General features: G+C 71.1%; 13 protein-coding genes. All 13 read left to right on the plus strand.

Annotated elements, in window-relative coordinates:
* Positions 1-27: 27 nt before the first annotated feature.
* On the plus strand, positions 28-1,092 hold the full coding sequence (gene rfbB / locus G5B56_RS10110; RefSeq protein ID WP_164963116.1) for a dTDP-glucose 4,6-dehydratase: 1,065 nt from the start codon (positions 28-30) through the stop codon (positions 1,090-1,092).
* Positions 1,089-1,988: a dTDP-4-dehydrorhamnose reductase gene (gene rfbD / locus G5B56_RS10115; protein WP_164963117.1), complete on the plus strand. Its 900-nt coding sequence runs from the start codon at positions 1,089-1,091 to the stop codon at positions 1,986-1,988. The genes rfbB and rfbD overlap by 4 nt, the downstream gene beginning before the upstream one ends.
* On the plus strand, positions 1,989-2,870 hold the full coding sequence (rfbA, locus tag G5B56_RS10120; RefSeq protein ID WP_164963118.1) for a glucose-1-phosphate thymidylyltransferase RfbA: 882 nt from the start codon (positions 1,989-1,991) through the stop codon (positions 2,868-2,870).
* Positions 2,871-2,872: 2 nt separating this feature from the next.
* Positions 2,873-3,448 (plus strand): dTDP-4-dehydrorhamnose 3,5-epimerase, encoded by a 576-nt coding sequence (gene rfbC / locus G5B56_RS10125; RefSeq protein ID WP_009856551.1) that lies wholly within the window; start codon positions 2,873-2,875, stop codon positions 3,446-3,448.
* Positions 3,441-4,550 (plus strand): glycosyltransferase family 1 protein, encoded by a 1,110-nt coding sequence (locus G5B56_RS10130; protein ID WP_164963119.1) that lies wholly within the window; start codon positions 3,441-3,443, stop codon positions 4,548-4,550. Before rfbC ends, G5B56_RS10130 begins: the two co-directional genes overlap by 8 nt.
* 76 nt (positions 4,551-4,626) lie before the next feature.
* The gene (locus G5B56_RS10135) at positions 4,627-6,021 is read left to right on the plus strand and encodes a mannose-1-phosphate guanylyltransferase/mannose-6-phosphate isomerase (RefSeq protein ID WP_310733805.1); all 1,395 of its coding nucleotides are present in this window, start codon (positions 4,627-4,629) and stop codon (positions 6,019-6,021) included.
* 10 nt (positions 6,022-6,031) lie between these two features.
* Positions 6,032-7,165, plus strand: coding sequence for a glycosyltransferase (locus tag G5B56_RS10140; protein ID WP_164963121.1), 1,134 nt, complete (start codon positions 6,032-6,034; stop codon positions 7,163-7,165).
* Positions 7,162-8,277 carry an LPS biosynthesis protein gene (locus G5B56_RS10145; RefSeq protein WP_009856547.1) on the plus strand — a complete coding sequence of 372 codons (1,116 nt, stop codon included), beginning with the start codon at positions 7,162-7,164 and terminating at the stop codon, positions 8,275-8,277. Before G5B56_RS10140 ends, G5B56_RS10145 begins: the two co-directional genes overlap by 4 nt.
* Positions 8,261-9,094, plus strand: a complete 834-nt coding sequence (locus tag G5B56_RS10150) for an ABC transporter permease (protein WP_375136162.1) — start codon at positions 8,261-8,263, stop codon at positions 9,092-9,094. Before G5B56_RS10145 ends, G5B56_RS10150 begins: the two co-directional genes overlap by 17 nt.
* Entirely contained in the window at positions 9,091-9,768 is a 678-nt protein-coding gene (locus G5B56_RS10155) for an ABC transporter ATP-binding protein (RefSeq protein ID WP_029718521.1), read from the plus strand. The genes G5B56_RS10150 and G5B56_RS10155 overlap by 4 nt, the downstream gene beginning before the upstream one ends.
* Before the next feature lie 16 nt (positions 9,769-9,784).
* On the plus strand, positions 9,785-11,269 hold the full coding sequence (locus G5B56_RS10160) for a glycosyltransferase family 1 protein (RefSeq protein WP_164963122.1): 1,485 nt from the start codon (positions 9,785-9,787) through the stop codon (positions 11,267-11,269).
* Positions 11,266-12,222, plus strand: coding sequence for a bifunctional 2-polyprenyl-6-hydroxyphenol methylase/3-demethylubiquinol 3-O-methyltransferase UbiG (locus G5B56_RS10165; RefSeq protein WP_164963123.1), 957 nt, complete (start codon positions 11,266-11,268; stop codon positions 12,220-12,222). Before G5B56_RS10160 ends, G5B56_RS10165 begins: the two co-directional genes overlap by 4 nt.
* 13 nt (positions 12,223-12,235) lie before the next feature.
* Complete coding sequence (locus G5B56_RS10170; protein WP_164963124.1) at positions 12,236-13,960, plus strand: FkbM family methyltransferase; 1,725 nt, start codon at positions 12,236-12,238, stop codon at positions 13,958-13,960.
* Positions 13,961-14,144: the final 184 nt, after the last annotated feature.

Raw genomic sequence — 14,144 nt, forward strand, 5'->3', positions numbered from 1 at the left:
GCCGCTGGCCCCAACCAGCGACCGAACATGACGATCCTCGTGACTGGCGGCGCCGGCTTCATCGGCAGCAACTTCGTGCTCGACTGGCTGCGTGGCAGCGACGAGCCCGTCGTCAACCTCGACGCGCTGACCTACGCCGGCAACCTGGAGAACCTGGCCAGCCTGGACGGCGACGCGCGCCACGTCTTCGTGCGCGGCGACATCGGCGACCGGGCGCTGGTCGACACGCTGCTGGCCGAGCATCGCCCGCGTGCCGTCGTGCACTTCGCCGCCGAGAGCCACGTCGACCGCTCGATCCACGGCCCCGGCGAGTTCATCCGCACCAACGTCAACGGCACCTACACGCTGCTGGAGGCCGCGCGCGGCTTCTGGAGCACGCTGCCCGAGGCCGAACGGGCGCAGTTCCGCTTCCACCACGTCAGCACCGACGAGGTCTACGGCAGCCTGGCGCCCGACGCGCCGGCCTTCACCGAGACCCACCCCTACGAGCCCAACAGCCCGTACAGCGCCAGCAAGGCCGCCAGCGACCACCTGGTGCGGGCCTGGCACCACACCTACGGCCTGCCGGTGGTCACGACCAACTGCAGCAACAACTACGGGCCCTTCCACTTCCCCGAGAAGCTGATCCCGCTGCTGATCGTCAACGCGCTCGCCGGCAAGCCGCTGCCGGTCTACGGCGACGGCCGCCAGGTGCGCGACTGGCTCTACGTCGGCGACCACTGCAGCGCCATCCGCACCGTGCTCGAGCGCGGCCGGCCGGGCGAGACCTACAACGTCGGCGGCTGGAACGAGAAGCCCAACATCGAGATCGTGCACACCGTCTGCGCGCTGCTCGACGAACTGCGGCCCGACCCGGCCGGCCCCCACGCGCGCCTGATCACGCACGTGAAAGACCGCCCCGGCCACGACCGCCGCTACGCGATCGACGCGCGCAAGATCGAGCGTGAACTCGGCTGGCGCCCGGCCGAGACCTTCGAGACCGGCATCCGCAAGACGGTGGCCTGGTACCTGGACCATGCGGACTGGGTCGCGCGCGTGCAGAGCGGCGCCTACCGCGACTGGCTGCAGCGCCACTACGGGGAGACGGCATGAAGCTGATGCTGCTGGGCTGCGGCGGCCAACTCGGCTGGGAGCTGCAGCGTGCGCTGGCGCCGCTGGGCACGCTGGTGGCCCTGGACCGCGACACCGGCGCCGACTTCTCGCGCCCCGAGACGCTGCCGGCGCTGCTGGACACGCACCGCCCCGACGCCATCGTCAACGCCGCCGCGCACACCGCCGTCGACCGCGCCGAGAGCGAGCCCGAGCTGGCGCGCACGATCAACGCCGAGGCCCCGGGCCTGCTGGCGCGCGAGGCCGCGGCGCGTGGCGCCTGGCTCGTGCACTACTCGACCGACTACGTCTTCGACGGCAGTGGCACGCATGCCCGCGCCGAGGACGCACCCACCGGCCCGCTGTCGGTCTACGGCCGCACCAAGCTCGAAGGCGAGGAGCAGGTGCGTGCCAGCGGCTGCCGCCACCTGATCCTGCGCACCAGCTGGGTCTACGCGGCACGCGGCGCCAACTTCGCCAAGACGATGCTGAAGCTGGCCGCCGAGCGCGACAAGCTGCGTGTGGTGGCCGACCAGATCGGCGCCCCGACCGGCGCCGACCTGCTGGCCGACGTCAGCGCGCACGTGTTGCGCCAGGCGATGGTCACGCCGTCGCTGGCCGGCACCTACCACTGCGTGGCCGGCGGCGAAACGAGCTGGCACGGTTATGCCCGTCTCGTCGTCGAGCACGCGCGTGCCGCCGGGCACACGCTGCGCATCACGCCCGACGCGATCGAGCCGGTGCCGACGAGCGACTACCCGACGCCGGCCCGCCGGCCGCTGAACTCGCGGCTGGACACGAGCGCGCTGCGCGAGCGTTTCGGCCTGCACCTGCCGCCCTGGCAGGACGGCGTGCGGCGCATGCTCGACGAGATCCTGACTCCCGCTGGAGACCGTTAAATGGCGCGACGCGGCATCATCCTCGCCGGGGGCTCCGGCACCCGGCTGCACCCGGCCACGCTGGCGGTCAGCAAGCAGCTGCTGCCGGTGTACGACAAGCCGATGGTGTACTACCCGCTGACGGCGCTGATGCTGGCCGGCGTCCGCGAGATCCTCGTCATCAGCACCCCGCAGGACCTGCCGCGCTTCGAGGCGCTGCTGGGCGACGGCAGCCGCTGGGGCGTGTCGTTCTCGTACTGCGTGCAGCCCAGCCCCGACGGCCTGGCGCAGGCCTTCATCCTCGGGCGCGACTTCATCGGCGGCCGGCCGAGCGCGCTGGTGCTGGGCGACAACATCTTCTACGGCCACGACTTCAACGCGCTGCTCAAGCGTGCCGACGAGCGCGAGCACGGCGCCACCGTCTTCGCCTACCACGTGCAGGACCCGGAGCGTTACGGCGTCGTCGAGTTCGACGACAACCGGCATGCGCTGTCGATCGAGGAGAAGCCCAAGGCGCCGAAGAGCAACTACGCCGTCACCGGGCTGTACTTCTACGACGAGCAGGTCTGCGACATCGCCGCCAGCATCCGCCCCAGCGCGCGCGGCGAGCTGGAGATCACCGACGTCAACGCGCGCTACCTGCAGCAAGGCGAGCTGGAGGTCGAGATCATGGGCCGCGGCTACGCCTGGCTGGACACCGGCACCCACGACAGCCTGCTCGAGGCCGGCCAGTTCATCGCCACGCTGGAGAAGCGCCAGGGGCTGAAGGTGGCCTGCCCCGAGGAGATCGCCTACCGCGCCGGCTGGATCGACGCCGCGCAGCTCGAGCAGCTGGCGCAGCCGATGCTGAAGAACGGCTACGGGCGCTACCTGATGCAGTTGCTGGACCAGAAGGCGTTCTGACGATGAAGCTCGTGAAGACCCCGCTGCCGGGCGTGCTGATCGTCGAGCCCGCCGTGTACGGCGACGAGCGCGGCTGGTTCATGGAGACCTTCAACGAGCCGCGCTGGCGCCGTGCGCTCGACGAGCTGGGCGAGCCCCAGCCGCGGCCCTTCGTGCAGGACAACCATTCGTGCAGCCATGCCGGCGTGCTGCGCGGGCTGCACTACCAGCTGCCGCCGCACGCCCAGGGCAAGCTGGTGCGGGTGGTCAAGGGCCGGGCGTTCGACGTCGCGGTCGACATCCGGCGCGGGTCGGCGCACTTCGGCCAGTGGTTCGGGGTCGAGCTGGACGCCGTGAACCGGCGGCAGATCTGGATCCCCGAGGGCTTCGCGCACGGGTTCCTGGCGCTGGAGGACGACACCCAGGTGCTCTACAAGACGACCGACGTCTATGCCGCGCCCTGCGAAGGCGGCATCCGCTGGGACGACCCCGATCTCGCCATCCGCTGGCCCTCGCTGCCCAACGGCGCACCGCCGCGCCTGAGCGAGCGTGACGCGCGGGCCGCCGCGCTGAAGGACGCCGTCGGCAGTGGTGTCTGAGCCCGGCGCGGACAGGGAAGCGCGCGTCGTCTACGTCAACGGCAAGTTCGTCGCCCAGCGCACGACTGGCGTGCAGCGCGTGGCGACGGCGCTGCTGCAGGCGCTCGACACCCGCGTGCCGGCGGGGCGCTTCGTGCTGCTGTGTCCTCCCGGCGGTGACGCGCCCGTGCTGCACAACATCGCCGTGCGCCGCGTCGGGCCACGCGGGCTGGCGCTGCACCTGTGGGAGCAGGCCGTGCTGCCCTGGGCGGCGCGCGACGGCTGGCTGCTCAGCCTGGCCGGCGCCGCGCCGGCGTTCGCGCGCCGACACCTCGCGATGCTGCACGACGCCGCGGTCTTCGACTGCCCCTGGGCCTACCGCCCCGCGTTCGTGCGCTGGTACCGCTGGCTGTTCCGCCGCCTCGGCCGCCGGGCGGTGGCGCTGCTGACGGTGTCGGAGTTCTCGCGCCAGCGGCTGCAGGCGGTGCTGCAGCCGGCAGCGCCGATCTTCGTCGTGCGCAACGGCGCCGACCATCTGCAGGATGTCGTGCCCGACGCCTCGGTGCTCGCGCGGCTCGGCGTCGCCGGCCGCCCCTTCGTGCTGGCGGTCGGCAGCAGCAATCCGTCGAAGAACCTCCCGGCCCTGGCCCGGGCCCATGCGCTGCTGGGCCCGGACGCGCCGCCGCTGGTCGTGGCCGGCGGCCGGCGCGACCGGGTCTTCGGCGACATGCACTGGCCCGACACCCCGGGCCTCGTGCTGGCCGGGCCGATGAACGACGCCGAGCTCGTCGCGCTCTACCGCGCAGCCACCCTGATGGCCTTCCCGTCGCTGTACGAAGGTTTCGGCCTGCCGCCGCTGGAGGCGATGCAGCACGGCTGCCCGGTGATCGTGGCGCCGATCCCGGCGCTGCTGGAGACCTGCGGCAGCGCGGCGGCCTGTTTCGACGGCACCGATCCGCAGGCGATCGCCCGCGGCCTGCGCACGCTGCTGGACGATCCCGCGCGCCGCCGGGTGCTGGCGCAGCAGGGCCGCGAGCACGCCGCCACGCGCCGCTGGGATGCCGCCGCGGGCGAGTTGCTGGACGTCCTCCTGGTCACGGGCGCCGTTCCGGAGCTGTCATGAACGGCGGGGCACAATGCCCGGTTTGATCCATCTCTCAGGGAGTTCAATGCGGGGAGGCGTTGTGCAACCGGTGATCATGGCCGGTGGCTCGGGAACACGGCTCTGGCCGCTGTCGCGGGCCGGATTCCCGAAGCAGTTCCTGGTGCTCGGCGGCCACGACAGCCTGTTGCAGCAGACCGCCCGGAGGCTGGCGGCGCTGGCCGGGCCAGGCCTCGGGGGCGCGCCGGCGCTGGTCGTCGGCAACGAGGAGCACCGTTTCCTGATCCTGGACCAGCTGCGCGAAGCCGGCCTCGAGCCCGGGACCGTGCTGCTGGAGCCCGCCGGGCGCAACACCGCGCCGGCCGTCACGCTGGCGGCGCTGCAGGCGCTGGAGCAGGGCGGTGACCCGGTGCTCGTGGTCACGCCCGCCGATGCGTCGATCGCCGACGAGACGGCCTATCGCGCGGCGCTGCAGCAGGCCGTGCGGCGAGCCGGCGACGGCGAGATCGTGATCCTCGGCATCCGCCCCGACCGGCCCGAGACCGGGTACGGCTACATCCGCGCCGACGGCCCGCGCGTGACACGCTTCGTCGAGAAGCCCGACGCGGCCACGGCGCAGCGCTATCTGCTCGAAGGCGGCTACTTCTGGAACGCCGGCATCTTCGTGTTGCGGGCGTCGGTGTGGCTGCAGGCGCTGCAGCGTTTTCGCGGCGACATCGCCCAGGCCGTGCACGTCGCCTGGGGCGCGCGCCGTGCCGACGCGCTGTTCGTGCGGCCGGGCCGCGACGAGTTCAGCGCCGTACCCGCCGAGTCGGTCGACTACGCCGTGCTCGAGCGCTGCCCCGGCGTGCTGCCGATCGGCATGGAGATCCTGGACGCCGGCTGGAACGACCTGGGGGCCTGGGATGCCGTGTGGCAGACGCTGCCGCGCGACGCGGCCGGCAACGCCACCGTCGGCGACGCCGTCGTCGAGGACTGCCGCAACACGCTGGTGCACGCCAGCGACCGCCTGGTGGCGGCCGTCGGGCTCGAGAACGTCGTGGTCGTCGAGACGCCCGATGCCGTGCTGGTGTCGGACCTGGGGCGCAGCCAGGACGTCAAGCGGATCGTCACCCGGCTCGGCCGCGAGCAGCGCGGCGAGCACACGCTGCACCGCAAGGTCCACCGCCCCTGGGGCTGGTACGACAGCGTCGACTTCGGCGAGCGTTTCCAGGTCAAGCGCATCATGGTCAAGCCGGGCGCGAGCCTGAGCCTGCAGATGCACCACCACCGCGCCGAGCACTGGATCGTCGTCAGCGGCACGGCCGAGGTCACGATCGGCGGCCGGGTGAGCCTGCTCGCCGAGAACCAGGGCACCCACATCCCCGTCGGCGAGCTCCATCGCCTGTCCAATCCGGGCAAGGTGCCGCTGGAGATCATCGAGGTGCAGTCCGGCAGCTATCTCGGCGAGGACGACATCGTCAGGGTCGAAGACAGCTACGGCCGCGTCTGAGGCAGGCTCGATGCGGGTGCTGCAGCTCAGCAAGTTCTATCCGCCGGTGGCCGGCGGCATCGAGTCCGTCGCGTGGGAGCTCACCGAGGGCCTGCGCCGCCACGGCGTGGCGGTCGACGTCCTGTGCTCGCACTCGCGCTACCCGGGGGTCGCGGAGCGTTTGCCCGGCGGCGGCGAGATCCGCAGGGCCGGCAAGCTGGGCACCGTGATGTCGACCTCGATCGCGCCGTCGATGCCCTGGCACCTGGCCCGCATGGCCCGGCACAGCGACATCGTGCACCTGCACATGCCCGACCCGATGGCCGCGGCGGCGTTCTGGCTGGCGCGGCCGGCGTGCCGCCTGGTCGTGCACTGGCACAGCGACGTGATCCGCCAGCGCCGTGCCCTCTGGGCCTACGAGCCGCTGCAGGACTGGCTGCTCGGCCGCGCCGACGCCGTGGTGGCGACGAGCCCCCCCTACGCGCAGGCCTCGCGCCCGCTGGCCCGCTGGCGAGACAAGGTCGAGGTCGTGCCGATCGGCATCAGCGACAATCGCGGCGAGGCCTGCAGCCTGCAGGCTGCGGCGCTGCGCCGCCGCTTCCGCGACCGACGGCTGGTCTTCGCCCTCGGCCGGATGACCTACTACAAGGGGTTCGACGTGCTGATCGAAGCGGCCGCCGCGCTCCCCGACGATTGCGCAGTCCTGATCGGGGGCGACGGTGAACTGTTGGAACGCTTCAGGTCGATGGTCAACCACCTCGGCCTGGCGGGAAAGGTGCACCTGCTGGGGCACATCCCCGACCACGAGCTGGCCAGCCACTTCGAGGCCTGCGACGTCTTCTGCATGTCCTCCACGGTGCGCGCGGAGGCCTACGGCGTCGCGATGCTCGAGGCGATGGTCATGGGCAAGCCCATCGTCGCCACCGATCTCCCGGGCTCCGGCGTTCCGTGGGTCAACCGCGACGGCGAGACCGGCTACAACGTCCCGGCCGGAGACCGTGCGGCGCTCGCCGGGGCGCTGGCCCGCCTCCTGACGGACGACGCGCTGCGCGCCCGCTGCGGCGCCGCGGCACGGCGCCGCTACGAGCAAGAGTTCGGCGGCGCGCTGATGAGCACGCGCATGTTGCATCTGTACCAGCGGCTCGCGCCGCCATTGAACGCATGACGATTTCCTCCCGCCTGCAGCGCCTTCGGCGCCGTTTCGATGCCCTCTTCATCGTCACGGTGCTGATCCCCACCGCCTTGGCGGTCGTCTATTACGGCGTCGTCGCCTCCGACGTCTACGTCTCCGAGTCGCGCTTCGTCGTGCGCAGCCCGCAGCGGTCCAACCAGACCGGGCTCGGCGCCTTGCTGCAGGGCACCGGCTTCTCGCGCAGCCAGGACGACACCTACTCCGTGCACGACTTCATCCAGAGCCGCGACGCGCTGCGCGAGCTCGACGAGCGGCTGCAGCTGCGCCAGGCGTTCTCGGCGCCGGCCATCGACCGCGTCAACCGCTTCCCCACCGAACCCTGGGACGACAGCTTCGAGGCGCTGCACCGCCACTACCTGAAGCACGTCGCGATCGAGTACGACACGGTGTCGTCGATCAGCGTGCTGAAGGTCCGTGCCTACACCGCCGCCGACGCCAAGCGCATCAACGAGCAATTGCTCGAGATGGGCGAGCGCCTGGTCAACACGATGAACATCCGCAGCCGGCAGGACCTGATCCAGGTGGCCGAGAGCGAGGTGCGGCTGGCCGAGGAGCGTTCCAAGGAGGCGGCGGCGGCGCTGTCGTCGTTCCGCAGCGACCGCGGCGTCTTCGACCCGGACCGCCAGAGCGCGCTGCAGCTGCAGGGCGTGGCCAAGGTCCGCGAGGAACTTCTGGCGGCCGAGACCCAGCTCGACCAGGTGCGGCGCGTGTCGCCGCGCAACCCGCAGGTCTCGGTGCTGCAGGCGCGGGTGGACTCGCTGCGCAAGGCCGTCGCCGAGGAGAACTCGCGCGTGCTGGGCCGCAGCGGCGGCCTGAGCGCCAAGTCGCCGCAGTACGACCGCCTGCTGCTGGAGAAGACCTTCGCCGACCGCCAGCTCGCCGCGTCGCTCACCGCGCTGGACACGGCGCGCAACGAGGCGGCGCGCAAGCAGCTCTACCTGGAGCGGCTGGTGCAGCCGAACGAGCCGGACCGGGCGGTGGAGCCGCGGCGGATGCGCAGTGTGCTGACGGTGTTCTTCGTCGGCCTTCTGCTGTGGGGCATCGTGAGCATGGTGGTGGCGAGCATCCGTGAACACCAGAACTGAGGAACTCGCCGGCGTGGCCGAGCCGCCGCCGGTGCGCACGACGCTTCTGCAGTCCCTGCAGATCCAGAGAAGGGTGATCTGGGCGCTACTGATGCGCGAGGTGATCACGCGCTATGGGCGCGAGAACATCGGCGTGCTGTGGCTGGTCGGAGAGCCCATGCTGTTCACGCTGGGCGTGGCGACGCTGTGGTCGGCCGCGGGCATGAACCATGGTTCCAGCATGCCCATCGTCGCCTTCGCCATCACCGGGTACTCGTCGGTACTGATGTGGCGCAACACCGTGACCCGCTGCGCCAGCGGTATCGCCCAGAACCTGACGCTGCTCTACCACCGCAATGTCTGCATCATCGACGTGATGATCACCCGCATCATCCTAGAGATGGGTGGGGCGACGGCCTCGTTCATCGTGCTGGCCTGTATCTTCACCTGGGGCGAATGGATTCAGTTGCCGCACGACCCGCTGACGGTTCTTGGCGGCTGGGTCATGCTGGCCTGGTTCGGCGCTGGCCTGTCGATGCTGATCGGTGCTGCGACGGCCTACAGCGAGATCGTCGACCGGCTATGGCACCCGGTGTCCTACCTGCTGTTCCCCCTCTCCGGCGCCGCCTTCATGGTCGACTGGCTGCCCAGCAACATGGCCGAAGTGGTGCTGCTGCTGCCCATGGTCCACGGCGTCGAGATCATTCGCGAGGGCTATTTCGGCCAGGTGGTCCGCACCCACTACGACGTGGCCTACATGGCTGGCTGCAACCTGGTGCTGACCGCCGTCAGCCTGGCGCTGCTGCGGGACGCCGCACAGCGCGTGGGACAGCGATGATCCGGCTCGAGAATGTGTGCAAGTACTACGGCACCCGCGGCGGCCGGAGGCTGGTGCTGGACCACGTGAGCTTCGAACTGGCCCGTGGACGGCATATCGGCATCCTGGGGCGCAACGGTGCCGGCAAGAGCACGCTGGTGCGCCTGCTCAGCGGCGCCGAGAACCCGACCTCGGGGCGCATCGACCGCCGCATGAGCGTGAGCTGGCCGCTGGCCTTCACGGGCGCCTTCCAGGCGCACCTGACGGGGCTGGACAACCTCAAGTTCGTCTGCCGGGTCTATGGCGTTGACTGGCGGCCCCTGGTGCCATTCGTCGAGGAGTTCACCGAACTCGGCATCTATCTGAACGAGCCGGTGCTGCACTATTCGGCCGGCATGTCGATGCGCCTCGCGTTCGCGCTGTCCATGGCCATCGAGTTCGACTGCTTCCTGATCGACGAGGGCATGGCCGTGGGCGATTCGCGCTTCGGCGACCGCTGCCACCACGAACTCTTCGTCAAGCGCCGCGACCGCGCCTTCATCCTGGTGTCCCACGATCCGAACATCATCCGCTCCTACTGCGAACGCGCGGCCGTGCTGCACCTGGGCCGACTCTACGAGTTCGACCACGTCGATCAGGCCTACGAGTTCTACGAACAGGCCGTGGTGCCGCCTCCCGGCCCCCGATTCGATTGAGGCGGTGCGGACAATGATGAAGGTGCTGCTCGAGATGCGGCCGGCGCTGGACGGGCACAGCGGGATCCCGCAGGAGACGCGGCTGCTCTATCGCGGCCTGGCTGGCCTGCCGGGGGTGGAGGTGGTGGGCCTGCTGCAGAGCGGCAACCTGGTGATCGAGTCTGGCCTGCCGACGCGCCGCGGCGCCCCGGACCCCGCGCGCGATGCCAGTCGCGACATCGACAGGCTGTCCGCCGTGGTCGTCTCGCTGCAGCAGGGGCCGGCATCGCACCGCTTTGAGCACCTGAGGCGGCGCTTGCTGCAGCTCGGGGGGCCGATGGCGGCGATCGCGGCTTCGCTCGTCGGGCGGCACGAACCGCTGACGGCCTTCGACCCGACCCACTTCAAGGACTTCGTCTGGCGGGGCCTGTTCGCCAAGTCGCTGCCCGCCGAGGACTTCGAGGCCGTGACCGCGGGCCAGTTCAGGATCATGCGCTGGCCCTGGTCCGCGCTGAATGCGCTGGGCGTGGCGTCGAGCTGGTTCGGCCGTGCGATGTACCCGCGCCTGGACACGGCGGGCATGGACGTGATGATCGCCGAGACCCCTTATCCCGGCCGCGTGCGCCGGGGCACGCGGCTCGTGGTCCGTTACCACGATGCGATCCCGCTGACGATGCCGCACACCGTCAAAGACCGCGGGTACCACCGCAGCATGCACTTGCAGGCGCTGCGCCGCAACGCAGCCGACGGGGCCTGGTTCGCCTGCGTTTCCGACGCCACTCGCAGCGACTTGCTGTCGGTGCTGCCCGAGGTGGAGAAACGGTCGGTCACGATCCCGAACATGGTTTCGCACCACTTCGTGCCCGAGACTGAATCGGCCGCCCGCGTGCCCGAGGTCATTTGGTCCCGCAAGAACCGCCGCGCACCGCATGGCGGAGGGGCGCCGGTGGCACCGCAGGACATCGTCAATGGCCGGCTGAACTACCTGCTGATGGTGTCGACCATCGAGCCGCGCAAGAACCACCTGGCGCTGCTGGATGCCTGGGAACACCTGCGCACGCAGGACCATCCGCACCTCAACCTCGTGCTCGTCGGCGGAATCGGATGGGACAACGATGCCATCCTGCGCCGCTTCTCGCCCTGGCTCGAGCGAGGAGGGCTGCATCTGCTCGAGGGCGTGCCGGCCGACGACCTGCGGCTGCTGTACCGCCACGCGAGCGTCACGGTGGCGCCGAGCTTCGGCGAGGGCTTCGACTTCGCAGGCGTCGAGGCGATGCGCAGCCGCGGGGTGGTCGCTGCGTCCGACATCCGCGTGCACCGGGACGTCTATGCCGATGCCGCCGCCTACTTCAGCCCCTATGCGCCCCAGGAGCTGGCCCAATTGCTGCGTGAACTGATGGCGGATGAGGGCCGGCCGCGCATCGAAGCCCTGCGGCGCTCTGGTGACGAGGTTGCTGCACGCTACCTGCCCGAGCGGGTGATGCCCCAGTGGGGCGAGTTCCTGAGGCGGGTGGTCTCGTGACCGCGCTGCGCAAGATCTGGCGCCGGGTGGGACGGTGCCCAACGCCCGGGCACGAATCACCCGCCTGGTTCGAGCTGGCGGACATCGACGAGGTCAAGCGCGCCTACGAGAACCCCGAAGGCGTGCTGGGCGCCGCCTGGGTGCCGTATGCGCATGCCCACATGCGCCTGCCCTCGTGGTTCGTCCCGGGCCTGGATCCCTGGTCCGAGGCCTACGCCGCACAGCAGCATCGCCTGTGGGCCGAGATCGCCGGGGTGGCCGACCGGGCCTACGACGCCAGCGTCGACGAGGCGGACCTCGGGTGGGACGGCGCGGACCCGATCCGCCACCCCGGGTTCTACATGCGGCGGGACGCCGCCGCGGTCTCGAGCGCGGGCGACCATGTCCTCGCCACCGGCATGCTGCTGAAGCACTCGGGCCTGCGGCCGGGCGACTGGGCGCTGGAGTACGGCGCAGGCTTCGCGCAGTCGGCCCTGGCGCTGGCCCGCCTGGGCGTGCACGTCGACACCGTGGACGTCTCAGCCCGGCTGTGCGAGTTCGTCAACCGCCAGGCCGAGCATTTCCAGGTGCCGCTGCAGGGCTTCCACGGCCAGTTCGGCCATGCGCCGCGCGAAGGGCAGCGCTACAAGCTGATTTGGTTCTACGAGAGCTTTCACCACTGCGTCGATTTCCGGCGCGTCGTGCCCCGTCTGAACGAACTGCTGGAGCCGGGCGGACGCATCATTCTCGGAGGCGAACCCATCGTGGAACGCGAATACGCCGCCGTGCCCTACCCCTGGGGCGTGCGCCTGCACAGCGAGGTGGCCGTGGTGATGCGGCAGACCCGCTGGTTCGAGCTCGGCTTCTCCGAGGCTTTCCTGTACGAGCTCTTCCGCCGTGCCGGTTTCGCCGGGTGGCGGATCGAGTGCGAGCCCTCGCTCTTCGGGCGGCTGTATGTCTTCGAGCGGGCCTGACGCGGCCGACCTGATGCACGTCGAGCCGGGGCCCGGCCTGCTCGGCCTGGAGATCGACCGCATGAAGGGGCGCGTGATCGCCCGCGGGATCGGGCCATCCGTCGGGCCGGCCCTGCAGCTGCGGCTGGCTTACGGCGAGCGTGAGACCCTGGCGACGGTGCCGACCTCCTCGGCCGGACCGATCCCGTGGGGGATGGTCCTGGAGCTCGGTCCGCCCGCGTCGGGCGAAACCGCGCTGCGCCTGCAATGGGATGGCGGCCCTGGACGCGCCGGCCAATGTGCGATTCCCCTGGCCGGCCTGCGCGACGCCACGCCGATGCAGACCAACATCAGCGCTGCGATCGTATGCCGCGTCAGTGGCCGCTACGAGGTGCACGGCTGGGGGTTTCCGGCGCCGGGCGCGCTGGCCCTGCTGATCAATCACCGGCTGGTGGCGCACACCGCGCGCCGCTACCGGCGCGGCGACGTGGCCGAGCGCTTTCCCTGGACCGCCGACCTTGATCTGGGCTGGACGCTGAGCGGGCAGTGCGACCAACTGCTCAGCGGCGCGGTCTCGTTCAGCGTCTGCAGCAGCCAGGGCGTGACCGGCATCGATCTGGCGCCGGGCCATGAACGCTTCCGCGTGCACAACGACCGCGGGCGCTGGAACAGGGTCCGCATTCCCATCGAACATGGCCTGTGGCGACTGGTGCCGGTGGCGCTGCGCAGATCACCGCTAGCCTGGCACCGTGCGCTGCTGGCGTCGCAGGCCTTCTGGCGGCGCTGGCACGCCCACCCCGACGGCCTGGCCGCATTGCTGCGCCGGGCGGTGGTGAACAGCCTGATCGACCGCAACGGCCTCGGCGAGCCGATGTGGCTGCGCCTGTCCTCCGGCGATCTGGTGCTGTCGGCCCCGGGCACCGATGCCGTGATCTCGCGCCGCTTCCTGCTCGACGGCCACTACGAGGGCGGATTCCTTCAATGGGTGGCCGGCCTGCTGGGCCCTGGCGAGACCGTCATCGACGGCGGTGCCGCCTTCGGCAGCTTCAGCCTCGCGGCGGCGCGCGCCGTCGGCCCGCAGGGCCGGGTGCTGGCCATCGAGGCCAACCCGGCGACGCGGGAACACCTGACTCGCACACTGGCACGGAACCCGCACGGGCGCTGCGTGACGGTCGCGCCCGTGGCCATCGGCTGCCACGCCGAGCGCCGCGCCTTCGCCGACGTGTCGCTCAGCAACGCAGGCGGCAGCCGCCTGCTTGAGGCAGGGGAGGCCGCCGCCGACGTGGCGACCGACCTCGACCGCCTGACCGTCGTCTCGCTCGCGCGAGACACCCGGGGCCAGCCGGTGCCCCCGGGCGAGCGGCGGACCCGGGTTCGCATCTCGGAGGTCGAGGTCACGACGCTCGATGCGCTGTGCCGGCAGCACGCGCTGCGGGACGTGGCCCTGCTCAAGCTCGACATCGAGGGCCACGAGCTCAACGCCGTCCGCGGTGCCCAGGGGCTGCTGGACGGGGCCTTCGGCGTGCCGCCCGTCGTCGCGCTCGAGTTCTCGCGGCTGGTGCACACGGCCGGCGGCACGCCGGACGACCTGTTCGCGCAGTTTGCCCGCCGGGGCTGGACCGCCTGGCGCCTGTCGGGCAGCAAGTCCACGGGCGGTCGCCTGGTGCGCGTGCCGGACGCCGCCTCGGCGCCGGAGCACGACAACCTGGTCTTCGTGCCGCCCGGGCGCGACTCGCGCGTGGGGGCAGACCGTCTCTAGGGCTTCCCGCGATGCTTTCACGCCAAGACGCGCCGGGAGTGCCTTCGCACAGACCTCCTCCGAACATTCAGCCGCCAGCCCGTCAACCCTAGAATCCGGCGCTGCTCCGGAATGCCGGCGCCCCCGGCTCGGCAAACCGATCAGTCCGAACGCCCGCCCGGGCGGCGGTGACCAGACCACTTCA

This window comes from Rubrivivax sp. JA1026 (assembly GCF_011065555.1).
GTDB lineage: Bacteria > Pseudomonadota > Gammaproteobacteria > Burkholderiales > Burkholderiaceae_C > Rubrivivax > Rubrivivax benzoatilyticus.